Source organism: Citrobacter braakii, assembly GCF_009648935.1.
Taxonomy (GTDB): domain Bacteria; phylum Pseudomonadota; class Gammaproteobacteria; order Enterobacterales; family Enterobacteriaceae; genus Citrobacter; species Citrobacter braakii.
Window position 1 is genome coordinate 3,785,631 of the sequence record NZ_CP045771.1, and the last position, 22,452, is coordinate 3,808,082.

23 protein-coding genes are annotated in these 22,452 nt (G+C 51.3%); 6 read left to right on the forward strand and 17 right to left on the reverse strand.

All coding sequences use genetic code 11. The features are described from left to right. Positions 1 to 133 precede the first annotated feature (133 nt). The 4 genes from htpX to GFC06_RS17770 form a co-directional block, all read right to left on the reverse strand. Positions 134 to 1,015, reverse strand: coding sequence for a protease HtpX (htpX, locus tag GFC06_RS17755; protein ID WP_003034964.1), 882 nt, complete (start codon positions 1,013 to 1,015; stop codon positions 134 to 136). 192 nt (positions 1,016 to 1,207) lie between these two features. Continuing rightward, positions 1,208 to 3,256 carry a carboxy terminal-processing peptidase gene (gene prc / locus GFC06_RS17760; protein ID WP_029139508.1) on the reverse strand — a complete coding sequence of 683 codons (2,049 nt, stop codon included), beginning with the start codon at positions 3,254 to 3,256 and terminating at the stop codon, positions 1,208 to 1,210. Between the two features lie 19 nt (positions 3,257 to 3,275). Then, the gene (proQ, locus tag GFC06_RS17765; RefSeq protein ID WP_003833781.1) at positions 3,276 to 3,962 is read right to left on the reverse strand and encodes an RNA chaperone ProQ; all 687 of its coding nucleotides are present in this window, start codon (positions 3,960 to 3,962) and stop codon (positions 3,276 to 3,278) included. 96 nt (positions 3,963 to 4,058) lie between these two features. Further along, a complete protein-coding gene (locus tag GFC06_RS17770) occupies positions 4,059 to 4,556 on the reverse strand; it encodes a GAF domain-containing protein (RefSeq protein WP_016152783.1) in 498 nt (165 codons plus the stop codon). Between the two features lie 128 nt (positions 4,557 to 4,684). Here GFC06_RS17770 and yebS point away from each other — a divergent pair, with 128 nt between their 5' ends. From yebS to GFC06_RS17795, 5 genes are all read left to right on the forward strand, one after another. Beyond that, positions 4,685 to 5,968, forward strand: coding sequence for a membrane integrity lipid transport subunit YebS (yebS, locus tag GFC06_RS17775; protein ID WP_016152782.1), 1,284 nt, complete (start codon positions 4,685 to 4,687; stop codon positions 5,966 to 5,968). Continuing rightward, positions 5,937 to 8,570, forward strand: a complete 2,634-nt coding sequence (locus tag GFC06_RS17780) for a PqiB family protein (RefSeq protein ID WP_019076590.1) — start codon at positions 5,937 to 5,939, stop codon at positions 8,568 to 8,570. The genes yebS and GFC06_RS17780 overlap by 32 nt, the downstream gene beginning before the upstream one ends. Before the next feature lie 83 nt (positions 8,571 to 8,653). Further along, entirely contained in the window at positions 8,654 to 10,075 is a 1,422-nt protein-coding gene (rsmF, locus tag GFC06_RS17785) for a 16S rRNA (cytosine(1407)-C(5))-methyltransferase RsmF (RefSeq protein ID WP_228522528.1), read from the forward strand. 100 nt (positions 10,076 to 10,175) lie between these two features. After that, positions 10,176 to 10,412: a YebV family protein gene (locus tag GFC06_RS17790; protein WP_029139506.1), complete on the forward strand. Its 237-nt coding sequence runs from the start codon at positions 10,176 to 10,178 to the stop codon at positions 10,410 to 10,412. A gap of 102 nt (positions 10,413 to 10,514) precedes the next feature. Further along, entirely contained in the window at positions 10,515 to 10,706 is a 192-nt protein-coding gene (locus GFC06_RS17795) for a YdfD/YebW family protein (RefSeq protein WP_016152779.1), read from the forward strand. Here GFC06_RS17795 and pphA read toward each other — a convergent pair whose 3' ends face one another. After that, positions 10,707 to 11,348 carry a protein-serine/threonine phosphatase gene (gene pphA / locus GFC06_RS17800; protein ID WP_103766188.1) on the reverse strand — a complete coding sequence of 214 codons (642 nt, stop codon included), beginning with the start codon at positions 11,346 to 11,348 and terminating at the stop codon, positions 10,707 to 10,709. Between the two features lie 90 nt (positions 11,349 to 11,438). Further along, entirely contained in the window at positions 11,439 to 12,203 is a 765-nt protein-coding gene (locus tag GFC06_RS17805; RefSeq protein WP_228522563.1) for a GIY-YIG nuclease family protein, read from the reverse strand. 748 nt (positions 12,204 to 12,951) lie between these two features. Here GFC06_RS17805 and GFC06_RS17810 point away from each other — a divergent pair. Next, positions 12,952 to 13,620 carry an SOS response-associated peptidase gene (locus GFC06_RS17810; protein ID WP_101699978.1) on the forward strand — a complete coding sequence of 223 codons (669 nt, stop codon included), beginning with the start codon at positions 12,952 to 12,954 and terminating at the stop codon, positions 13,618 to 13,620. 315 nt (positions 13,621 to 13,935) lie between these two features. Here the strand turns inward: GFC06_RS17810 and GFC06_RS17815 are convergent, their stop codons facing one another. The 11 genes from GFC06_RS17815 to GFC06_RS17865 all read right to left on the reverse strand — a co-directional run bounded on the left by GFC06_RS17815 (position 13,936) and on the right by GFC06_RS17865 (position 22,413). Continuing rightward, complete coding sequence (locus tag GFC06_RS17815; protein WP_101699977.1) at positions 13,936 to 14,895, reverse strand: YbgA family protein; 960 nt, start codon at positions 14,893 to 14,895, stop codon at positions 13,936 to 13,938. Between the two features lie 13 nt (positions 14,896 to 14,908). Next, complete coding sequence (locus GFC06_RS17820; RefSeq protein ID WP_101699976.1) at positions 14,909 to 15,439, reverse strand: DUF3833 domain-containing protein; 531 nt, start codon at positions 15,437 to 15,439, stop codon at positions 14,909 to 14,911. Then, a complete protein-coding gene (locus tag GFC06_RS17825) occupies positions 15,436 to 15,963 on the reverse strand; it encodes a hypothetical protein (protein WP_101699975.1) in 528 nt (175 codons plus the stop codon). Before GFC06_RS17825 ends, GFC06_RS17820 begins: the two co-directional genes overlap by 4 nt. After that, positions 15,960 to 16,445 carry a DUF2878 domain-containing protein gene (locus GFC06_RS17830; RefSeq protein WP_101699974.1) on the reverse strand — a complete coding sequence of 162 codons (486 nt, stop codon included), beginning with the start codon at positions 16,443 to 16,445 and terminating at the stop codon, positions 15,960 to 15,962. The genes GFC06_RS17825 and GFC06_RS17830 overlap by 4 nt, the downstream gene beginning before the upstream one ends. Next, positions 16,442 to 17,662 carry an SAM-dependent methyltransferase gene (locus GFC06_RS17835; RefSeq protein ID WP_101699973.1) on the reverse strand — a complete coding sequence of 407 codons (1,221 nt, stop codon included), beginning with the start codon at positions 17,660 to 17,662 and terminating at the stop codon, positions 16,442 to 16,444. Before GFC06_RS17835 ends, GFC06_RS17830 begins: the two co-directional genes overlap by 4 nt. Continuing rightward, positions 17,659 to 18,381, reverse strand: coding sequence for a DUF1365 domain-containing protein (locus GFC06_RS17840; protein WP_049281531.1), 723 nt, complete (start codon positions 18,379 to 18,381; stop codon positions 17,659 to 17,661). Before GFC06_RS17840 ends, GFC06_RS17835 begins: the two co-directional genes overlap by 4 nt. Position 18,382: 1 nt before the next feature. Further along, complete coding sequence (locus tag GFC06_RS17845; RefSeq protein WP_101699972.1) at positions 18,383 to 19,639, reverse strand: NAD(P)/FAD-dependent oxidoreductase; 1,257 nt, start codon at positions 19,637 to 19,639, stop codon at positions 18,383 to 18,385. Continuing rightward, positions 19,636 to 20,355: an SDR family NAD(P)-dependent oxidoreductase gene (locus tag GFC06_RS17850; RefSeq protein ID WP_047417980.1), complete on the reverse strand. Its 720-nt coding sequence runs from the start codon at positions 20,353 to 20,355 to the stop codon at positions 19,636 to 19,638. Before GFC06_RS17850 ends, GFC06_RS17845 begins: the two co-directional genes overlap by 4 nt. After that, on the reverse strand, positions 20,352 to 20,786 hold the full coding sequence (locus tag GFC06_RS17855) for a nuclear transport factor 2 family protein (RefSeq protein WP_101699971.1): 435 nt from the start codon (positions 20,784 to 20,786) through the stop codon (positions 20,352 to 20,354). The genes GFC06_RS17850 and GFC06_RS17855 overlap by 4 nt, the downstream gene beginning before the upstream one ends. A 205-nt stretch (positions 20,787 to 20,991) precedes the next feature. Further along, the gene (locus GFC06_RS17860; RefSeq protein ID WP_047417986.1) at positions 20,992 to 21,720 is read right to left on the reverse strand and encodes a MerR family transcriptional regulator; all 729 of its coding nucleotides are present in this window, start codon (positions 21,718 to 21,720) and stop codon (positions 20,992 to 20,994) included. A gap of 231 nt (positions 21,721 to 21,951) precedes the next feature. After that, positions 21,952 to 22,413 (reverse strand): hypothetical protein, encoded by a 462-nt coding sequence (locus GFC06_RS17865; protein ID WP_047417989.1) that lies wholly within the window; start codon positions 22,411 to 22,413, stop codon positions 21,952 to 21,954. Positions 22,414 to 22,452 lie beyond the last annotated feature (39 nt).

The window sequence follows — 22,452 nt, forward strand, 5'->3', positions numbered from 1 at the left end:
AGAAAAATGGCGAAATGAGAGATAAAGCAGAACTGGGACAGAATATGCTGGGTGAGGCTTTAATCGATAGCTTTAAATAGCCATTATGTTTTATGAGTCACGGAGCAACGGGTGCCCCGTGACAGTCATTAACTTACTTCAAATACTCTCCGCTGCGCAGCGCTTCAATACGTTTATCCAACGGCGGGTGAGTCATAAACAGCTCACTCAACGACTTGGATTTACCGTTGATGCAGAACGCCATCATGCTGGTCGCTTCCTGCGGCTCATAGCTGGTTTTCAGACGCTGCAGCGCGGCGATCATTTTCTCACGCCCCACCAGTTTTGCTGAACCGGCATCCGCATGGAATTCACGATGACGTGAGAACCACATGGTAATAATGCTCGCCAGAATACCAAACACCAGTTCCAGCACCGTCGCCACTGCGAAGTAGATCAATGGGTTGCCGTTACTGCCCTCACCCTCATCGCGGTTTCCGCCCATAAAGCCAGCGGCAATTTGCGCCAGAATACGTGAGATAAAGATAACGAAGGTGTTCACCACACCCTGAATGAGCGTCATGGTAACCATATCGCCATTAGCAATGTGGCTGATTTCATGCGCGATAACGGCTTCGGCTTCGTCCGGGCTCATGTTTTGCAACAGGCCTGTACTCACAGCCACCAGCGAAGCATCCCGGCGCGCACCGGTAGCAAACGCGTTAATATCTGGCGCATGGTAGATTGCAACCTGCGGCATAGCGATCCCAGCCTGGCGAGCCTGATTCGCTACCGTATTCATCAGCCAGCGTTCTCTTTCATTGCGAGGCTGTTCGATCACTTCCCCACCAACGGATTTTAACGCCATCCATTTGGACATCAGCAGCGAAATGAAGGAACCACCAAAACCAAACAGCAGTGCCATGATCAACAAGCCTTGAACGCTGCTTGACTGAATCCCTGTCAGGCTCAATACCAGCCCGAAAACGACCATCACAGCCAGGTTCGTCAGCAGGAAGAGCGCGATTCGCATCATAATTTTCTTTTAACCTCAATTTAACAAAACGCACTATGCGATTACCCATATCGTATGGGTCTTATGGCTATTTTCAAGCATCCATAGGTGCTAAGTCACCAGAAAGACACAACTTTACATTTTATCGTATCACACTGACGTCTTCATGCGTTTGTTAAAAAAACAGGCACAATTTCTTGCGCCTGTTGGAGGTTATTTACTGGTTGCGGGCTGTTCCGCTGGCTTTTCTTTTTCAAGATGCGCCAGGTCAAGCGCAATTTTTACCGTTTCATCCAGGTAGGGATCTGGCTCCTGGTAATCCTTCGGTAAATCGTCCAGTTTTTTCAGCGGCGGCTTACCTTCTCGCTTAAACCGATCGTTGATACGCGCCAGACGCATTGCGTCATCTTCGTTATTCTCTTTCTCACGCTGAGCGTAATTGAGAGAAGCGATGTTGCGTTTATCCTTCATCGCATTGAAACGCGCAATATCCTTCATGATGTACTGGAACTCAGGATCGTTGGCAATACGTGCATTGTGCTCTTTTAACAATTCAGGTCCAAACGGCGTCAGATTCTCTGATTTGGTGTAAGTCGCAGCATCAATGCTATCCCATGGCAGCGCGTTATCTTCAAACTTCTCACCGGTTTCCGTTTCTTCATTACCTGTCGGCATGATGATGTCCGGCGTAACGCCCTTACGCTGTGTACTGCCACCGTTTACACGGTAGAATTTCTGGATCGTATACTGAACAGAACCCAGCGCCGGCCATTCCGGACGCAGCATCTGATCATAAATACGGTTCAGAGAGCGATACTGCTGTACAGTGCCTTTCCCGAAAGTCGGTTCACCAACGATCAGCGCACGACCATAATCCTGCATTGCCGCAGCAAAAATCTCTGATGCCGAAGCACTGAAGCGATCGACTAACACTACCAGCGGGCCTTTGTAGTACACAACGCCGTCGGTATCGCTGTCTTCACGCACTTTACCGTTATTGTCACGAACCTGAACCACCGGGCCGGAAGGAATGAACAGACCGGAGAGCGAAACGGCTTCGGTCAGCGCGCCGCCGCCGTTAGTGCGCAGATCGATAATGATGCTGCTGACGTTCTGTTTTTCCAGCTTCTGCAACTGAACTTTGACATCATCCGTCAGGCCAACATAGAAGCCAGGGATATCCAGTACGCCGACTTTTTCTTTGCCAACGGTTTTCACGGACATTTTCACGGCGCGGTCTTCGAGACGAATACGTTCACGCGTTAACGTGACGGTGCGCGTCTTGGTTCCTTTACCGGCAGGCAGGATTTCAAGGCGAACTTTGCTGCCTTTGGGTCCTTTGATCAGCGCAACAACGTCATCCAGACGCCAGCCAATCACGTCGACCATTCCCTTACCGGTCTGACCCACGCCGACAATACGGTCACCAACGCTTATTGCTTTGCTCTTGGCTGCCGGGCCGCCCGCCACCATGGAGTTAATGACGGTGTAGTCATCATCCATTTGCAAAACCGCGCCAATACCTTCCAGAGACAGGCTCATTTCAGTATTGAACTGTTCGGTATTGCGTGGAGAGAGATAGTTAGTATGCGGGTCGATCTCACGGGCGAAAGCCGTCATCGCCAGAGAGAACACATCTTCGCTGTTGGTCTGCGCCAGACGGCGAATCGCAAACTTGTAGCGACGCGTCAGCGTTTCACGAATTTCCGCATCGGTTTTGCCGGTCAGCTTCAGGCTGAGTTCGTCAAATTTAACCTTGCCGTCCCACAGCGCGTTAAGCTCTGCTTCGCTCTTCGGCCATGGCGCTTTGCTCCGGTCGAGGTTAAAGGTGTCGGTACCGGTGAAATCCATTGGACGTGCCAGTACGCTTAACGCGTACTGATAACGTTCAAATCGGCGTTTTTGCGCCAGATTATAGAGATCGTAAAAGACATCCAGCTTGCCGGTACGCAGTTCATCGCCAAGGACCGTTTTCTTTTTTGCATACTGTTCGATATCGCTCGCCAACAGCACGTTGTGGCTGTAGTCGAGCAGATTCAAATAGCGGTCAAAAATTTTTGCCGAAAACGCCTGATCCAGATCGAACTGGCGATAGTGCGAACGCGTAAAACGCGATGTCACACGTTCACTTACCGTCGCATGCTGGGTTTCTTCCTTTAAAACGGGGATTTGATCGGCACGCGTGATATCTTCCACAGCAAGTGCCTGGCCTGCTAATGCAAGCAGACCAGCTAACGCAGTAAGCCTAAAAAAAGTGTTCATGCCAGGCCTGGCCTCCGTTTCAGAACACCAGGTGTTCTGCGCGTACAATCAAAGACATACCCGAATTCAGCTGTACACGGACGCCATCTTTGGTGATTTCTAATACGGTGGCATCCATCGCATTATTACCTGCTTTCACCTTCAGAGACTGCCCTACCGTCAGTACTGAAATATCAGATACCGGGGTATGCTGTTCTTCACGAGGAGCACGCGGTGCTTTTGCTGCTGGTTTCTCAGCGCGAGGTTTACGCTCAGCGCCTTCTTTACGACGCGGTGCAGGACGCGGCTTACGCTCGCGACGCGGTGCGTCTTCTTTTTCACCGGCAGCAGCGGCTGCTTCGCGTTTTTTCGCCTGTTGCTCTGCACGTTGCGCCTGAACGCGGGCTTTAGCTTCTTCCAGCTGTTTGCGAGCATGTTCAACGTGCTGCTCATCCAGCTCACCACAAGGGTTGCCGTCGAGATCAACACGCGTTGCGCCCAATTTAACGCCATACAGATAGCGCCAGCTTGAAGTATAGAGACGTAAGGCAGAGCGGAGCTGCGTCTTGCTGAGGTTCATTTCGCCCTCAACACGCTCTACCAGATCCTGAAAAATGCCAATTTTCAGTGGGCGCGCTTCGCCTTCCGCACTAAAACACTGCGGGAAGCGTTCGGCCAGAAACGCGATGACTTCTTTACTGCTATTCAACTTAGGTTGATTTTCCATGAAATTTCCTGATTACAACGGACGTAGCCAACAAGCGCAGGCATGAACAGGCGACATTATAATGACGTCATCAGTAATTGCTACGTTATCCGTTGATTATCCTGCGACGCGCGCAAAGAATTTTTTGTAATCCGTCGTTGCAAGCACGGTTTCAAGCTGTGCCACCAGCGTTCGCAGCCCCTGTTCATCCTCGTCAGTAAAGCGGCCAAACGCCGTGCTATCGATATCCAGCACGCCGATTATCTGATTTTCGACGGTGATTGGCAGGACGATTTCAGCGTTGCTGGCGGCATCACATGCGATGTGTCCGTCAAAAGCATGAACGTCCTCAATGCGCTGAACCTGGTTCTGCGCTACTGCGGTCCCACACACCCCGCGTCCTACCGGGATCCGCACGCAGGCGATTTTTCCCTGGAAAGGTCCCAGCACCAGCGTATCGTTTTCGAGCAGATAAAAACCGGCCCAGTTTACTTCTGCAAGACGTTCGTACAACAACGCGCTGGTATTTGCCAGCGTTGCCAGAAAACTGGTTTCACCTGCCATTAATGCCTGAAAGTCACGGTTCAGATCCGTGTATAGCTCTGTTTTGTTCATTATGTAATCACTTAGTTGTCTTGCTTAAAGCTGCAGCCTACTAAAATAAACATTAAATGCGTTAATGCTCAAGATCATTCCCGTCATGAGTTAAGATAACATTACTTCAACAATTTGATTCGCGATACATGGCCTTAACGACACCACGCATCACGCCGACTAAAAAAATAGCCATCAGGTCCATTGGTGATGCACTCCCTCGTGCGCATTACCATCGTTGCCCTGAATGTGACCTGATCTTTAGCTTGCCTAAAATGCGTTCGCATCAAAGTGCATTTTGCCCACGCTGTCAGGCAAAAATTCGTGACGGACGCGACTGGTCATTAACACGACTGGCGGCTATGGCTTTCACCATGCTGCTGCTGATGCCCTTTGCCTGGGGAGAACCGCTCCTGCACATCTATTTATTAGGTGTGCGCATTGACGCCAATGTGCTGCAAGGCATCTGGCAAATGACCCGACAAGGCGACCCACTCACCGCATCCTTCGTACTCTTTTGCGTTGCCGGTGCGCCCATCATTCTCGTGACCTCAATCGCTTATCTGTGGTTTGGCAATATTCTTGGGATGAACCTGCGCCCAGTGCTGCTGATGCTGGAAAGGCTCAAAGAGTGGGTGATGCTTGATATCTACCTGGTGGGCATTGGCGTCGCATCAATCAAAGTTCAGGACTATGCTTTTTTGCAACCCGGTGTAGGTCTGTTTGCTTTTATTGCGCTGGTGATCCTCAGTGTTTTGACGCTGTCGCACCTTAACGTTGAGCAGCTTTGGGACCGTTTCTATCCGCAAAGACCAGCCCGTCGGCCCGATGAAAAACTTCGCGTCTGCCTCGGTTGCCACTTTACAGGTTATCCGGACGCCCGAGGTCGCTGCCCTCGCTGTCATATCCCGTTACGCTGGCGCAGGAATCAAAGTATCCAAAAATGTTGGGCTGCTCTGCTGGCCTCGATCGTCCTGCTTTTGCCTGCTAATCTGCTGCCTATCTCGGTAATTTATGTCAATGGTGGCCGCCAGGAAGACACGATCCTGTCAGGCATAATGTCCCTGGCGAACAGCAACGTCGGCGTGGCGGCGATTGTTTTTATCGCCAGTATTCTGGTGCCATTCACCAAAGTGATTGTGATGTTTACGTTGCTCATCAGCATCCATTTTAGATGTGAGCAAGGATTGCGTACCCGCATCAAACTGCTGCGTATGGTGACCTGGATTGGTCGCTGGTCGATGCTGGATCTCTTTGTTATCGCTTTAACCATGTCGCTGATTAATCGCGATCAGATACTTGCTTTTACTATGGGGCCAGCTGCGTTTTATTTCGGCGCAGCGGTAATATTGACTATTCTTGCTGTGGAATGGCTGGACAGCCGCTTACTTTGGGATGCACATGAGTCAGGAAACGCCCGCTTCGCAGACTGAAGCGCAGATTAAAACTAAACGCCGTATCTCTCCGTTCTGGCTGCTGCCTTTCATCGCGCTGATGATTGCAGGATGGCTTATCTGGGGAAGCTATGAAGATCGCGGCAATACCGTAACCATTGACTTTATGTCTGCTGACGGCATTGTGCCGGGCCGTACTCCCGTTCGTTATCAGGGCGTTGAAGTGGGCACCGTGCAGGATATCAACCTCAGCGAAGATCTACGCAAAATTGAAGTGCGCGTCAGCATCAAATCGACCATGAAAGATGCTCTGCGCAAAGATACCCAGTTCTGGTTGGTCACGCCGAAAGCGTCGCTGGCGGGGGTTTCTGGTCTGGATGCGTTGGTTGGCGGCAACTATATCGGCATGATGCCCGGAACCGGCGAGCCGGAAGATCATTTCGTCGCCCTCGATACGCAGCCCAAGTATCGTCTGGATAATGGCGATTTGATGCTGCATCTGCGCGCCCCCGACCTCGGGTCGCTCAATAGCGGTTCGCTGGTTTATTTCCGCAAGATTCCGGTGGGCCGGGTGTATGACTACACCATCAACCCAAATCATCAGGGCGTAACCATCGACGTGCTGATCGAACGTCGCTTTACCAACCTGGTGAAAAAAGGCAGCCGTTTCTGGAACGTGTCCGGTGTGAATGCGGATGTCAGCCTCAGCGGAGCGAAAATCAAGCTGGAGAGTCTGGCGGCGCTGGTCAATGGCGCCATTGCTTTTGATTCGCCCGAAGACTCTAAACCCGCGGTGGCCGATGACACGTTTGGTTTGTATCAGGATCTCGCGCACAGCCAGCGGGGAGTGATCGTCAAGCTTGATTTACCCAGCGGCGATGGACTCAAGGCCGGCTCAACGTCGCTGATGTATCAAGGATTAGAAGTCGGGCAACTGACCAAACTGGATTTAAATCCGGGCGGTAAAGTGACCGGCGAAATGACGGTCGATCCCAGCGTAGTAACGCTGCTGCGCGACAATACGCGGATTGAATTACACAGCCCTAAATTATCGTTAAACGATGCCAATATCAGTTCGCTACTGACGGGCAAAACTTTCGAGCTGGTACCTGGCGAAGGCGAGCCGCGTAACCAGTTTGCGGTTATTCCTGCTGAGAAGTCGTTGTTACACGATCCGGGCGTCATGACGCTTACGCTGACCGCGCCGGAGAGTTACGGTATTGATGCCGGTCAGCCACTGATTCTTCACGGCGTACAGGTCGGTCAGGTGATTGATCGCACGCTCTCTGGCAAAGGTGTTTCATTTACCGTTGCCATCGAACCACAGCATCGCGCCCTGGTGCAAGGTGACAGTAAGTTTGTGGTCAACAGCCGCGTTGACGTCAAGGTCGGGCTTGATGGCGTGGAATTCCTTGGCGCCAGCGCCAGCGAATGGCTCAGCGGCGGCATTCGTATTTTGCCCGGTACCAAGGGTGAAATGAAAAAAAGCTACCCGTTGTATGCCAACCTGGAAAAAGCGATTGAAAACAGCCTGAGCGATCTACCAACTACCACGCTCAGCCTGAGCGCCGAAACGCTGCCTGATGTGCAGGCCGGTTCGGTGGTGTTATACCGCAAATTCGAGGTCGGTGAAGTGATTAGCGTTCGCCCACGCGCCGATGCGTTTGATATCGATCTGCATATCAAACCGGAATATCGCAACCTGCTGACCAGCAACAGCGTATTCTGGGCCGAAGGCGGGGCAAAGGTTCAGCTTAACGGTAGCGGATTGACCGTACAGGCATCTCCCCTGTCGCGAGCGCTCAAAGGGGCGATTAGCTTCGATAACCTAAGCGGCGCCAGCGCCAGCCAACGCAAAGGCGACAAGCGTATTCTGTATGCTTCCGAAACCGCTGCACGTGCGGTGGGTGGCCAGATAACCCTGCACGCGTTCGATGCCGGTAAACTCGCGGCCGGCATGCCAATTCGCTACCTGGGGATCGATATCGGCCAGATCCAGACGCTTGAGCTGATCACCGCCCGTAACGAAGTTCAGGCAAAAGCGGTTCTGTATCCGGAATACGTGCAGACTTTTGCCCGTAGCGGTACCCGCTTCTCCGTGATCACACCGCAAATCTCAGCGGCAGGCGTCGAGCATCTGGATACGATCTTACAGCCGTATATTAACGTTGAACCAGGACGCGGTAACCCGCGCCGTGATTTTGAACTGCAGGAAGCCACCATTACCGACTCTCGTTACCTCGATGGTCTAAGTATTGTGGTAGAAGCGCCGGAAGCAGGTTCGCTGAATATCGGTACGCCGGTCCTGTTCAGAGGCATTGAAGTGGGGACCGTCACCGGGCTGACGCTGGGCTCGCTTTCTGACCGCGTGATGGTGGCGATGCGCATTAGCCAGCGCTATCAGCATCTGGTGCGGAACAACTCCGTGTTCTGGCTGGCATCCGGATACAATCTCGACTTTGGTTTGACCGGCGGCGTCGTGAAGACCGGTACCTTCAATCAGTTCATTCGCGGCGGAATCGCCTTCGCTACGCCACCGGGTACGCCGCTGGCCCCGAAAGCGCAGGCAGGTAAACACTTCCTGCTGCTCGAAAGCGAACCAAAAGAGTGGCGTGAATGGGGAACCGCCCTGCCACGTTAATCTCTCCCCTTGCTCCGGCGTACATACTCGCGCCGGAGCACTTATGCTACACTGCGCACCTGTTTTTTTGCCGGTGGTACCAAGTGGCTTATTTTCCCGACGCCTTTCTAAACCAAATGCGTGAAGCAATGCCTTCCACGCTCTCATTTGATGATTTTCTCGCTGCCTGCCAGCGTCCGCTGCGTCGCAGCATCCGCGTCAATACGCTGAAAATCTCCGTTGCCGACTTCCTCACTCTGACAGCACCTTACAACTGGTCGCTCACTCCGATACCCTGGTGCGCTGAAGGTTTCTGGATCGAACGCGATGTTGAAAAGTCAGTACCGCTCGGCAGTACCGCGGAACATTTAAGCGGCCTGTTTTATATTCAGGAAGCCAGCTCAATGCTGCCGGTAGCCGCGCTGTTTGCCGATGGCAATACCCCGGATCGCGTGATGGATGTCGCGGCAGCCCCCGGCTCCAAAACCACGCAAATTGCCGCAAAAATGAAAAATCAGGGTGCGATTCTGGCGAATGAGTTTTCCGCCAGTCGCGTCAAAGTCCTGCATGCCAATATCAGCCGATGCGGGATAGCCAATGTCGCGCTAACCCATTTTGACGGGCGGGTATTTGGCGCAGCGTTGCCAGAAGCCTTCGATGCCATTTTGCTGGACGCCCCGTGTTCCGGTGAAGGCGTGGTGCGTAAAGATCCCGATGCGCTAAAAAACTGGTCGCCAGAAAGTAATCTGGAAATTGCCGCAACCCAGCGCGAACTTCTCGACAGCGCCTTTCATGCCTTGCGTCCCGGCGGCACGTTGGTTTACTCGACCTGCACGCTGAACCGTGACGAAAATGAAGACATTATGCAGTGGCTGATTGAGACCTACCCGGACGCCGTCGAGTTTTTACCACTGGGCGATTTATTCCCGCAGGCTGAACGCGCCCTGACCCCGGAAGGATTCCTGCATGTGTTCCCGCAGATCTACGATTGTGAAGGTTTTTTCGTCGCGCGTCTGCGCAAAACTGCCGCGATCCCTGCACTACCGACGCCAAAATACAAAGTCGGTAACTTCCCGTTCAGCCCGCTTAAAGGACGTGAATCCGCGCTTGTCACTCAGGCCGCTAACGCCTGTGGATTGCAGTGGGAAGACACTCTGCGCCTGTGGCAGCGTGATAAAGAGATTTGGCTGTTCCCAACCGAGATTGAACCCCTGATCGGCAAAGTCCGCTTTTCCCGACTCGGCATCAAACTCGCTGAAACGCACAATAAAGGGTACCGCTGGCAGCATGAAGCCGTCATTGCTCTCGCCAGCACAAATCACAGCCATGCGTTTGAACTGACCCTTGCCGAAGCCGAAGAGTGGTACCGCGGACGGGATGTCTACCCGCAGACCGCACCGACCACAGACGATGTGCTGGTTATGTTCCAGCATCAGCCGATTGGCCTGGCGAAACGTATTGGATCGCGATTAAAGAATAGCTACCCGCGCGATCTTGTCCGGGATGGCAAACTCTTTACAGGATAACGCACGTTTTTACTGGCGCTTTTGCTAACGTTGACTACGCTGAAAAATGGACGACCTAACTGGTCGTACCACAACCAGCAAATAAACGGAGAGCACGATGATGAAAACCAGTGTGCGCATTGGCGCTTTTGAAATCGACGACGCCGAGTTACATGGCGAATCGCCAGGGGACCGAACGTTAACCATTCCGTGTAAATCCGATCCGGATTTATGCATGCAACTTGATGCCTGGGATGCCGACACCAGCGTCCCGGCTCTTCTTAACGGAGAACATTCAGTTCTATTTCGCGAGCACTACGATCGTAAGTCAGATGCCTGGATCATGCGCCTTGCCTGATTCAAAAAGAACCCGTCGCCAGACGGGTTATTTCTTGGTTAATTTCCCTCATCTATCAACATCTTCTACACTACAGCTATGGCTTTACCATTTGAGGATGGAATGTTCACGCTGGTTCTTTTTGTGTGCTACCTGGGTGGCGGTTGTGAAGATATCGTTGTTGATGTCTACAAAACTGAGCAGCAGTGCCTGATATCGATGGACGATCAGCGTATTCGTAACGGCGGATGTTTACCCGCGGATGACTACATCGACAGCTTCTGGCGTCCGGCCCAGGAATACAGCGATTTTTGATTATTGCAGTTGCACCAGCGTTAACTCGCCGCCAAACACCGCACCGGTATCAATATAGTGCAGATTCTCGTGATCCACCCGCTGACGCAGAGGCGTATGACCAAACCAAAAGTGATCCGCGCCGCGAATGCCGTTGCCTTTATTCATCAGCCTTGTGCGATCCCACAGTACCCGCTGTAAATCGACCTCTTTTTGCCACTGATAATTATCATCAGGGTAATCTGCGTGAGCAACAACGTGTATGCCGTTCTGGCAACGCAGCTCCAGAATCCAGGGTAATTGCCGACACGTTTCAAGAGCGGCTGTCGCCGCTGGCTGCTCCGCCTGCGCAAACCACGAACCGCCATTCATAAACCACAGGAATTGCTCCCCGGTTGCCAGCGCGTCCAGCCCCATCTGTTCATGATTCCCTCTAACCGCGATAATCCAGCGTTTACGCAGTAGCTTCAGGCAACGCAGACTGTCTGGTCCGCGGTCGATAACATCCCCCACTGAAACCAGCAGGTCCTGCCACGGATCAAAATGACACAGGCGCAATTTCGCCATCAATAATGAGAAGCAACCGTGGATATCCCCGACCACCCAAACATGTCGCCAGCGCGTCGCTTCCACTCTTTGATAAGCATTGTCAGGCAGTCCCATTTGACCTCCTGTACACAGTTCTCATGCAACTTTAATTTTAGCAAATACATCAGAAAGGCGGGGATGTTTCTATTTATATCCGAGACATAATTATTTATGGATATGTAATCGGGCATCCATTTTAATCCCATTCGCTGTAATAACGACAAGTGGTGTTGGCTTTAAATCGTAACAGTCAAGTATTCGTGAAAGTAAGTCATGAGGAACCTCCGATGAAGCCATAGCTTTCATGACAAACGATTTATCATTAATGGTCCGTAGAAGCAGGCTATTAAAAACCTCTTGTTTATATGCATTGAATTCATAATAACGCTTGGCTTTACAAAAAGCCTTAACTAACGATTCCCAAATTTTTATTTCTTTTTCCGGATCATGGTCTTTCATAAATCCATCATACCAACCCACAAGTTCGTTAGGGAACACATCAGCTAATACAAGTATCAATATGTCGATTCTATCTTTTTGCTCGCTATTTAATTTAGAATTATGTTTTTCTTGCATAAGAATATCTTTCATAGATATCAAAAAGTTAGACTCATGATACTTTTCAATTTCAATAGCGATCTCTTTCTTTTCCACCAATATTATAGGATTAATAAAATTGAAATTAAGTCGTTCATTTTTCTTATTACATTCATCTAGAACCACCTTACTGCAAATTTCTATTGGCAGTTCAAAAAACTCTCTTCTATGGTTTACTCTATAAGGTTTTAAGGGAAGATGAATATTCTTTTCTGCTTCCCGATAATTTCCTACTTTACATGCCATAACCACATCGAATGGTAGTGGAACACCGGTCACTCCATTAAACAATTGCTTAGCCCGATGCTCAGGCATGTTCTTTGCAAACCCTATTTTAAAAAAATATCCTGATAGGCATCATTCTTTAAAATATAAACATAACCATCTGAGTCATTCATATATCCATTCCATCTTTAATAATTTTATCGCTATAACCCGTTCATAATAAATCATAATCCTTAGATTATTACCAATTAACTTTATCCGATATCCCCATGGCTATGAAAAAATTAATATACTGTCATTTTCAATAGTACAACATTTAAATCATATCCATCTGCCACGTTACGAGAACATTTGCATAAAGGGATGCAGATAGCACCGAGTCCAAGACCAAAGTGAAAAATGACAGAAAAGTACTTGGATATGGGGACAAAAATGTTTAGATTGTTGTAGCAGGCATAAAATGCCGCACAAAGAATTTCGTGTGTTTTGGCACCGTGCTTTCTAACCTTTTGGTTTTTAAAGTACATAAAAAGAGACCGATTACGATTCCTGTTTACAACTCAAAACGCAATAACCTATAAACTTCAATAGGTTAGCATAAAAAGCCCACTAAAAAACACCTCCTGATACTTACTATTGCACCCGTTCAAGATCAATCAGTTGCTATTGGTTTCGTGGCGTCGTCGGGAAAAATTCGGGATCGCTTTCAACGAGCGCCCATCCATTTTTAAGAATTCATCAATTCACAAAACCATCATTTCGATTTACCTTACAAATTCCTTTTAAATCATTACCGGGCGCACCACTTTTTCTTCCTGCCCTATACTTTCAGTCTGACATATGGCTGGAGGTTTCTATGTGTGGCCGTTTTTCACAGTCAATGACACGAGAGGACTATCTTGCCCTGCTCGCTGAAGAAGCCGAACTAGACATTCCATATGACCCGGAACCCATCGGAAGATTCAACGTAGCGCCTGGCACCAAAGTCCTGCTTCTGAGCGAACGTGATGAGCAACTGCACCTTGACCCTGTCATTTGGGGATATGCCCCTGGGTGGTGGGATAAGCCACCGCTAATTAATGCTCGATCTGAAACTGCGGCCACCAGCAGAATGTTTAAACCGCTCTGGCAGCACGGTCGTGCAATTTGCTTTGCTGATGGCTGGTACGAATGGAAAAAGGAAGGTGACACGAAGCAGCCTTACTTCATTCATCGGGCCGACGGACAGCCGATATTTATGGCGGCGATTGGCAGCACGCCATTCGATCGAGGAGATGAAGCAGAAGGTTTCCTGATAGTTACAGCTGCAGCTGACAAAGGACTGGTAGATATTCACGACAGGCGGCCGCTGGTACTGTCACCAGAAGCCGCTCGCGAATGGATGAGGCAGGACATTGGAGGAAAAGAAGCTGCGGAAATTGCGGCTGACGGTTCCGTTCCGGCTGATAAATTTATATGGCATGCCGTAACGAGTGCCGTTGGAAATGTGAAAAATCAAGGTGCCCAGTTAATCCTGCCAATGTAACGCAGCATTACATCGCCACAACTCTCATAACACTATAATAAATATTAAATTATAATGTTTACATTTTGCAAAATGTACCATATCTACCTTTTTCAACTCATTGATTATCCGAGCTATGTTTTTTGTTTTGGGGAGAGTTTTCACCAAGAATCCAAGTTTTTCACGCCGGCACATTCAACACGCTACCATTACTGGCAAACCTCGATGGTACAGATTTTACAGTCGCTGCAATCCACTATGAGCAATTAGCGGAAATTAAAGATTTTGAACATTACATAAATTGTTATTCTGCCCGCTTCTTTTAATCAAATATGATCAATTAACAGTCAGTCGCAATGCTAAATCTTGCGGGTAGGGATCAAAGTAATTCTGCGTCAGCAGATAACCGTCCGGGTATTCCGCCAGATAATGTTTCAGCAGCGTCATAGGAGCCAGTATGGGCAGTAGTCCTGCGCGGTAATTAAGGATCACCTCGCGCAACTCGCCGCGCTGACGCATTGTTAACTGATTACGGAAATATCCCTGAATGTGCATCAGCACGTTAGTGTGGTTTTTACGTGAGGCGGGTTTCTTCAGAAGCGTCATTAATTTATCCCGGTAGACCGCAAAGAAAGCTTCCAGATCCTCCCATTCATGCAGTGATGCGACGAATGGGCCAATTTCCCGGTATCCGGCCTGATGGTGAGCCAGCAATTGCAATTTATAACGGCTATGAAAATCCAGTAGAGCCCGACGCGTCAGGCCATTTTTGCGCAGCATATTTAGCTCATGTAGCGCGAAAACCCTTTCGACGAAGTTTTCGCGCAGGACCGGATCGTGCAGCCGCCCGTCCTCTTCTACCGGTAGCCACGGATATTTCTCCATAAGCGTGGCGGTAAACAGTCCCACCCCGTCTTTGCGCCCGCGATTGCCTTTCTCGTCATATAAGCGCACGCGTTCCATACCACAACTGGGTGATTTGGCGCAGACGATAAACCCGGACAGAGTGTCCAACCCGGCCAGATACCGCTGGCAAAAGTCAGCCATTTTGTCGGTCACGTCTTCGTGAGGTGCGTGGCTAAATCGCATGCGAATATCGCCGACAGCCGTTTGTACCAGGCGCAACGCCGGTCTTGGGACAGGCAAGCCAATCGCCATCTCCGGGCAAATGGGCCGGAATGTCACCCACTGTGCCAGCCTGTCCATCACAAACTGCGCCCGCTTATGCCCGCCGTCAAAGCGGACGGCAGACCCCGTTAAACAGCCGCTGATCCCAACGATGGGTTGCATTTTCATTGCGTCTTCCTCGCTAGTGCGTTTTACGGGAGAAGAAGAGTGTCACCGTGCCGACGGTGACGCCAAATTTCTTCATCTCAGTTTTATTAAACAGATGATTGGCATCCTGCAGGTACATCCAGTCATCAAAATTTAGCAACCAGGTTCTGCCGCTGGCTTTCACATTCATGCTGTAATGCCAGTTGAACGCGTTGCCCGCCGCCTGTCCCTTCGCAACACCTTCAATGTCGCCGGCGGTGCCTTCGTAACGATCGGCGCTGACTTTACGGATATGCCACACACGCTGCTGTTTCTCGCCATCGTCGTACACAAAGCGTTCGTTGAGGGTCAATGTGTCTCCCACCACATCGCCGTTAATGTCGACGTGGAAGCGACGAAGCTGTTTACCGCTGCGGTCCTGAACCATCCCCCATGCTTGCGTTTCTCCCTGAAAATACTGAAAGATATCCAGCGTCGGCTGTTGTTGTCGATAGTCGGCAATTTCAGCGCTACAACCAGCCAGTTGCATCAGCAAGGGCAGGCTCAGGGTCAATAAACGTTTCATTTTTCACCTCCAGTAAGCTGCTGACGCAGCTCAGGATATTGCGTGCGGGAACCCAGCCAGACAGCGAGAAAGTTTTCGCTGAACGCCGCCGACTGCGGTGGGCCAAGCGGGATAAATTGCCTTTGTGTCGCTGACATGCGATACCAGAACTGCCCCTGCTTATCTTGCAATACAAAAGCCAGTTGCGTACCCGGCGCGACGTCTGGCCATAGCTCACCCAACATGCGAAGCCAGGACTCGCTCTGCGCTTCCCGCGCCAGAATCCCCTGCGCTCGCCACTGATCGCGGGTGGCATCCACCAGTTCTTGCCGTTCAATTTTGCGCTGATAGGTGATAATCAGCGCCTGCTCCTCTTTCAGCCCGCGATAACGCCCATCCGGCGTGCGCAGTTGTGAGGTATAGATCGTGAATGGCCCCCAGGTGAGCGTTGCATCGCCGACTTTATGCCAGCTTAACCAGTCTGTAGCCCCTGCAAACGGCGCAATCGCCATGACGCCCAGCAGTATCAGTAAGGCAGGTTTCATTGGCGTTTCCCCATGAAAATATGAAAAAACAGCATCAACACCAGCCAGCCCGCCGCCATTAAACCGACAACGATAAATGCCGGTTCCAGAAAAGTAATAGACCCCAAACGCTCTCCTATCACATAGGCGACCGGGCCACCACCGGTGGCCATGATTGCCAGCAGCCATCCCGGCAAAGTGGTCGAGCAGGTAAGGTGCGTCCACAGGGCGGCGAACATGAGCCAGAGCGCGACCATCCATAACGGTAACAATGCTTCACCGTGAAAATCGATCAACCCCGTCAACGCCCACAGCGCATCCAGACTACTGCCCGCTGCTGCCAGCATTAACGCGTACAGACGTTGTGCAGGCGGCAGCAAGAAGCAGGCCAGAATAGCCAGCCCAAGCCATAACACCAGGCCGCGCTCACGTAATAACACCACCATGAGCCAGTACAAATCGAACCCGACAGCCAGGATAAAGACCTGTAAATGGCGGTTCATAGACGTTCCACCGTCAGTTGCACCACACTGATAGTGCGCGCATTAAAACCGGCTTCGCAGTAGCCGAAGTAATACAGCCACATGCGACGAAAACGCTCATCAAAGCCCAGCTTTTCAATATCATGCCAGGCGTGAACAAATCGTTGTCGCCAGTGCGCAAGCGTCCGGGCGTAGTCAGGCCCCATATCGAACAGATTGCGAACCACAAAGTCGGTGTGCTTTGTCATCAGACCGCTCATCGCGGTGATACTGGGTAAAAAGCCTCCCGGAAAGATATAACGCTGAATAAAATCCACGCCTTTGCTGTAATCGCGATAGCGCTGATCCTGAATGGTAATGGCCTGAATCGCCATTTTCCCTCCAGGGCGCAGGCGCGCCTGACAGGTGCGGAAAAACGTCGGCAGATAACGCTGACCCACCGCCTCGATCATTTCAACCGACACCAGTTTGTCGAATTCCCCGGTCAGGTCGCGGTAGTCGCACAGCAGTACATTGACTCTGTCCTGTAAACCTGCGCGGGCAATGCGCGCGTTCGCCCAGGCGAACTGTTCCTGCGACAGGGTCGTGGTGGTCACCCGGCAGCCGTAATGACGCGCGGCGTATTCCGCCATCGCTCCCCAGCCGGTACCGATTTCCAGCAGATGATCATTCGCGGTGAGCGCCAGCTGTTCGCAAAGCCGCGCCATTTTGGCCTGCTGAGCCTGCGCTAACGACTGCTCGGGGCAGGTGAACAAGGCACTGGAATAGAGTAAATCCTCATCAAGAAAGTGCGCGTAAAACGCATTGCCGAGGTCGTAATGCGCGGCGATGTTTTCTCTCGCCTGTTGCCGATGGTTGCGACGTGTCCAGTGACGCAAACGCTCGACGGGTCGTCCAAGCAGGCGAAATCCGCTTTCCAGCCGTCCCAGCAGGGTGGTGTTAAGCGCAAATATTTGCAATAACGGCGTGAGCTGTTGCGTTTCCCACTCTCCGTCCATCCAGGCTTCAGCCGCCGCAAGACTTCCGCCTTTCAGCACCCGCCAGTACACCGTGGGTGAGAGAATATGTACGTCGGCGCGTAACTCAGCTGAAACATCACCAAAATGAAAAGTCTGCTCCCCTTCCCGCACCGTGATTGCCCCCTGGCGAAGACCGCTCAGCACGCGGAAAAGAAGCCAACGCGCCACACGCAGGTTGCGCGGAATATCAGGTTCAAGCGCAAAGACGGGATCGGTCATGATCGTTCACTCCTGCTCACGGGATGGTTGTAGAGAGGGACTCGCTTGAGCCACAGTCGTAACGCCTGCCAGTAAATCGCTGACACCGTTTTCAGCGTCATCAACGGCAGTCGTAGCAGCAACGTACGTAAATTCGCCTGCGTCAACGGCTCGCGTTTGAGCATCAGGGTGGCATCAAAAATCTTCTCTTCCTGGTGGTTTTCGATATGCATATGCAGCGTTTTAACCGGCGAGTTAAATCGCCAGTGATAGACCATATCCATCGGGTTAAATGGCGATACATGGAACGCTTTTTCCAGCGGACGCTTTTCCTGTGCATCTACGGCGTAGTAATGTCGCTCATTCCATGGCGTATTGCGGACCTCCGCCAGTACCCAGCGCAGGATTTGCGCGTGGTCATAGCAGTAGTAAAAATTGACCGGGTTAAAATGAAAGCCGAAATAGCGCAATTGCGTCAGGAGCATCACGCGACCTTCGGGACGTTCGCCAGTCAGGAGGGCAAGCTGATTCAACACGTTCTCTTTTAACGGTGTCCCCAGCGGGTAATCCGCATCATGAAAAGCCGCCGCGGCAAAGCGATTACGTTTCACGCCGACGCCCGGAAGCTGCGCCAGTTCATCCAGATCGAGCCACGCCATAAACACCTGATAAGTAAACTGGTGCGTTGTAGGCTGAAGGCGGCGATGACGCAATACGCCCTGATACAGGCAACTGTTCATCTTAGCGCCCCTCTCCTGCAGCAATGCCGTACACCACGTCCAGTGCACTGCGTACGCCATCTTCGTGAAAACCGTTGAACCAATAGGCACCGCAGAACCAGCTCCGATGCAGGCCGTTGATCTCAGCGCGGCGAGCCTGCGCCCGCCAGCTTTCAGGGTTAAACAATGGATGCTCGTAAACAAAGCGTCGCCAGACGAATCGATCGTCAATTGGAGTGTCTGGATTGAGGGTCACGCAAAATAGCGGGCTTCCTTCAGGTAAGCCCTGGAGTATATTCATGTTATAGGTGACGCAGGCGCTGGCACGATCTTGTCCACTCAGACGGTAATTCCAGCTTGCCCACGCGCGTTCGCGTACCGGTAACCAGCGGCGATCGCTATGCAACACCACCTCGTTACGCTGCCAGCCAATTGCGCCCAGCACGTCGCGTTCTGCGGGGGTCGCATCTTCAAGCAAAGCCAATGCCTGCGAGGAATGACAGGCGAAGATCACCTGATCAAATGTCTGTACCGATCCTGCCAACTGGATTTTGACGCCGCTGTCGTAGCGAATAACCTGCTGAACAGGGGCATTAAGGTGCAATGTCAGACGATCGCCCAGCTTCGCCAATATGACACGGATGTATTCCCGCGATCCGCCCGGCACCACGTACCACTGCGGGCGATCCCGGATATCCAGCAGGCCATGGTGCTCAAAGAAGCGTAAGAACAGCGGAAGCGGAAAACGGCGCATCTCCTGAAGCGAAGATGACCAGATGGCTGCGCCCATCGGCAGAATGTAATGACGCGCAAAGAACGCGCTGAAGTGGTGCTGGTCGAGGAAGGTCTGTAGCGTCGCGTTCGCATCGACCTCATTTAATGCCTGTTTCGCCAGACGATTAAAACGGACAATCTCTTGCAACATACCCCAAAATGCAGGGTTGAGTAGGTTCCGACGCTGGGCGAACAAAGAAGTCAGCGTATGACCGCTGTACTCCAGACCGCTTTGCGGATTATGCACCGAAAAACTCATCTGCGTTTTTTGCCCCTGGATACCGAGTTCGCTCAGCAAGCCCATAAAACGCGGATAGGTTCGGTCGTTATAGACAATAAAGCCGCTATCAATCACGAAATTCCCCTGCGGGGTCGCCACATCCACCGTCGCAGTATGGCCGCCAGGGGTCGACGCCGCTTCAAACAGCGTCACCTGATGGTGTCCGGCCAGACGCCAGGCGCAGGTTAATCCGGCAATACCACTGCCAATGATAGCAATTTTCATGAACGCACCATCCTGCGCAGCAACGCGCGCTGGAGACTCTCAGGCAGCCCGGCCAACAGACGTAGCAGCACGCCAAAGCCTGTCGGGAAGGCAATATGATTTTTTCCTTTCGCCAGGCCACGGCGAATCGCCTTCACCGCAGAATCAACACTCACCTGACCCGGCATGGCAAAATCGTTTTTACGGGTAAGCGGGGTATCGACAAATCCTGGCGACACGACGGTCACGGAGACACCTTTCGGCTCCCAGTCCAGACGCAAGCTATTAGCAAACCAGGTTAGCGCCGCTTTAGACGCACCATAGGCTTCTGCCCGTGGGAACGGCAGCCAGTGCGCCATCGAACTGACCAGCACCACGCGGCTACCGGAGGTTAACTGCGACTGAAGCGCTTCCAGGCAGTTGATGGGACCCAGATAATTCGTCGCCATCACCCGTTCAACCTTCTCGGCGTCTATCCAGCCCTGGTCGAGATATTCGCAGGTCCCGGCACAGAGAATAACCAGTTCGGGTTTGCAGTCCGCCAACGCCTGGCGACAGGCGTCCCTGTCTGTCATATCGAACAGGCGTACTGTGATGTTGGCATTGGATTGGCGCAGCTGTTCCAGCCTTTCTGGATTGCGACCGCAGGCAATCACCTGACAGCCGTCATCGGCCCATGACTTTGCAAGCCCGGCACCAATCCCGGAGCTTGCACCGGTAATGAGGACAGTCATCATCCGCGCACCCTCCTTTTAACGCCGCGAACGGCCCAGCCCAACAGCGGCAGATGCTCATAAAGCATCTCACCCGCGTCGTAGTAATCTCGCTGGCGAAAAATCTTATCGCCATGCGTCTCTACCATTGAACATCCCGGCAAAGATCGTATTTCTCCGCCAGCAATGCGCGGATGCGACCAGTACATGGTCCACGTCACGGCAAACCGCCCGCTCTCACATAGCGGAGGATCTATGGCAAAACGGCAAGCGTTTACATTTCCCAGGAGGTGCGAAAAATAGCGCTGGATGGCAAACAGCCCGTTATGTTCCCCGAAGGGATCGACAAGTACTGCATGCACGTCGTACAACCCAGCAAGCGCGGGGACGGGCTGGCGATCCAAACTGGCGTAGTAATCCATAAACCTGTCGATAACGGATGGCTGTGCGCGCATAACTCTTACCCTTAAGTGAACCACATGACGTCGCGGCATAATTAAAACTTACACAAACACTTTAATTTGTCCAAGTTTTTGCTGGAGATTTTTTATAAACTCATTTAATTCAATAAATTAAAAATTTAATTTTTTGAGTTAAATTATCCAACAGCCACTAATACAGTGGCCAATCGACACACACAGGAAAGGTAATCACAGGGGATTAAAGCGGGATCACATCGAGGAAATTAACCTGCTGTTGCCAGAGGTCTATCTGTTTTTTACGCGCTGCGGTGAGCTTACCAGAGGTCACTAACAACCATTTGCGCTCGGGGAAAATCTCAGGAGCAAGCGTCGCGGGCGGTACGGGAAGCACATCAATGCGATGCCCCTGTCCCGTGCGGCAAAGCGCTTCAAGCCAGATCTCGCAGGGGTCCGTAAGATGCCAGCCGGTAATCAGGTAGTTATCGCCCGGCGCACGCTTATCCCCTTCCAGGCAAAACGAGGTGTAAGAAATAATAATACCATCGAGGATTTCACGCAGCGTCATTATAGCCGGCACATTAGCTGAGACTTGGCTTCGCAGAGGGCGCAAAACCTCACTCACCAATTCAGGGCGAGGATACTCGCGGCCTGCGTCATAAATAAGCTGGCGCAGGGTTTCAATTTTCCCTTCGTTCAGCCGCTGCAGCATACTCTCCTGCAGGGCGAGCCAGTTATTTGTTCGCTTGGCTCCAGGGCGGGCCAGCAGCGGTTTTACCTGGCTTATCGGTACGCCTTTTTTCACCCAATCGAGAATTTTAAGCGCCTGCTGAATATCGTCATCGTTATACAACCGGTGCCCACCATCCGTACGCTGTGGTTTGAGAAGTCCATAACGACGTTGCCAGGCGCGCAACGTCGTGGCGGTTATTCCACAAAGCCGCGCAAATTCACCGATGGAATAGGACATACAGAACACCTGATAACAAAGAATACCCTTAATATACTACGAACTACGTTGGATTAGATAAGTGAAAACTACTTACCTTACGATTGCTAAATACCATACAACCACCTTCAGGGAGACGTTAAGAAAAAATATCTGAGAATAGTAGGCAATTTGTTGATCAATTCTAACTAATTGATATGTTTTAACTATTAACCTTACGGTTTCTTGCAAGCTATTGTTCCGAACATATTTTTACTTTTTGAAGATTTTCCCCTGCGTTCCGGCATCCGTATCCCGCCAGACATCCTCACCTTTCACCCGACGATCTCCCTGGATAGTATAAATCACCATCCCCTGCTTGAACTGCAGCACACCGTCTGATTTTGTGGCATGTACGCTCTTTCCATTGACGATGACTTTGTCATTTTTATCAATACTGATGTTTGCAACCGTAACACCGCTATCACTCAAAGCTAACCACTTACCTGCATAAGGACTGGTTGCTGATGTTGTGGTATCGCTGCTTTCATTAACAAAACCAGCTTTTGCATTTTCATCTTTAGATTTGTTGATATCACAACCCTGCGCTTCAGAAACCTGAGTACAACCAGACTGCTCAAGTTTGTGCCGATAATCTTTATTGATAGCCCATGTAGTGGATGTGAACAGTACAGAAGCTACTGACAGGCAAATAATTACCCTTTTTGTACACATAGTGCGACCTTACGATGATAAGCCCAGATGAGAAGCAGC

Coding starts and splice junctions, on each gene's coding strand:
- GFC06_RS17770 (WP_016152783.1), bottom strand. CDS start 4,556: ATGAACAAAACAGAGCTATACACGGATCTGAACCGTGACTTTCAGGCA.
- proQ (WP_003833781.1), bottom strand. CDS start 3,962: ATGGAAAATCAACCTAAGTTGAATAGCAGTAAAGAAGTCATCGCGTTT.
- GFC06_RS17830 (WP_101699974.1), bottom strand. CDS start 16,445: ATGAACCGCCATTTACAGGTCTTTATCCTGGCTGTCGGGTTCGATTTG.
- GFC06_RS17795 (WP_016152779.1), top strand. CDS start 10,515: ATGTTCACGCTGGTTCTTTTTGTGTGCTACCTGGGTGGCGGTTGTGAA.
- GFC06_RS17825 (WP_101699975.1), bottom strand. CDS start 15,963: ATGAAACCTGCCTTACTGATACTGCTGGGCGTCATGGCGATTGCGCCG.
- GFC06_RS17790 (WP_029139506.1), top strand. CDS start 10,176: ATGAAAACCAGTGTGCGCATTGGCGCTTTTGAAATCGACGACGCCGAG.
- GFC06_RS17860 (WP_047417986.1), bottom strand. CDS start 21,720: ATGTCCTATTCCATCGGTGAATTTGCGCGGCTTTGTGGAATAACCGCC.
- GFC06_RS17815 (WP_101699977.1), bottom strand. CDS start 14,895: ATGAAAATGCAACCCATCGTTGGGATCAGCGGCTGTTTAACGGGGTCT.
- GFC06_RS17835 (WP_101699973.1), bottom strand. CDS start 17,662: ATGACCGATCCCGTCTTTGCGCTTGAACCTGATATTCCGCGCAACCTG.
- GFC06_RS17780 (WP_019076590.1), top strand. CDS start 5,937: ATGAGTCAGGAAACGCCCGCTTCGCAGACTGAAGCGCAGATTAAAACT.
- GFC06_RS17850 (WP_047417980.1), bottom strand. CDS start 20,355: ATGATGACTGTCCTCATTACCGGTGCAAGCTCCGGGATTGGTGCCGGG.
- prc (WP_029139508.1), bottom strand. CDS start 3,256: ATGAACACTTTTTTTAGGCTTACTGCGTTAGCTGGTCTGCTTGCATTA.
- yebS (WP_016152782.1), top strand. CDS start 4,685: ATGGCCTTAACGACACCACGCATCACGCCGACTAAAAAAATAGCCATC.
- GFC06_RS17810 (WP_101699978.1), top strand. CDS start 12,952: ATGTGTGGCCGTTTTTCACAGTCAATGACACGAGAGGACTATCTTGCC.
- htpX (WP_003034964.1), bottom strand. CDS start 1,015: ATGATGCGAATCGCGCTCTTCCTGCTGACGAACCTGGCTGTGATGGTC.
- GFC06_RS17820 (WP_101699976.1), bottom strand. CDS start 15,439: ATGAAACGTTTATTGACCCTGAGCCTGCCCTTGCTGATGCAACTGGCT.
- pphA (WP_103766188.1), bottom strand. CDS start 11,348: ATGGGACTGCCTGACAATGCTTATCAAAGAGTGGAAGCGACGCGCTGG.
- GFC06_RS17840 (WP_049281531.1), bottom strand. CDS start 18,381: ATGAACAGTTGCCTGTATCAGGGCGTATTGCGTCATCGCCGCCTTCAG.
- GFC06_RS17845 (WP_101699972.1), bottom strand. CDS start 19,639: ATGAAAATTGCTATCATTGGCAGTGGTATTGCCGGATTAACCTGCGCC.
- GFC06_RS17865 (WP_047417989.1), bottom strand. CDS start 22,413: ATGTGTACAAAAAGGGTAATTATTTGCCTGTCAGTAGCTTCTGTACTG.
- GFC06_RS17855 (WP_101699971.1), bottom strand. CDS start 20,786: ATGCGCGCACAGCCATCCGTTATCGACAGGTTTATGGATTACTACGCC.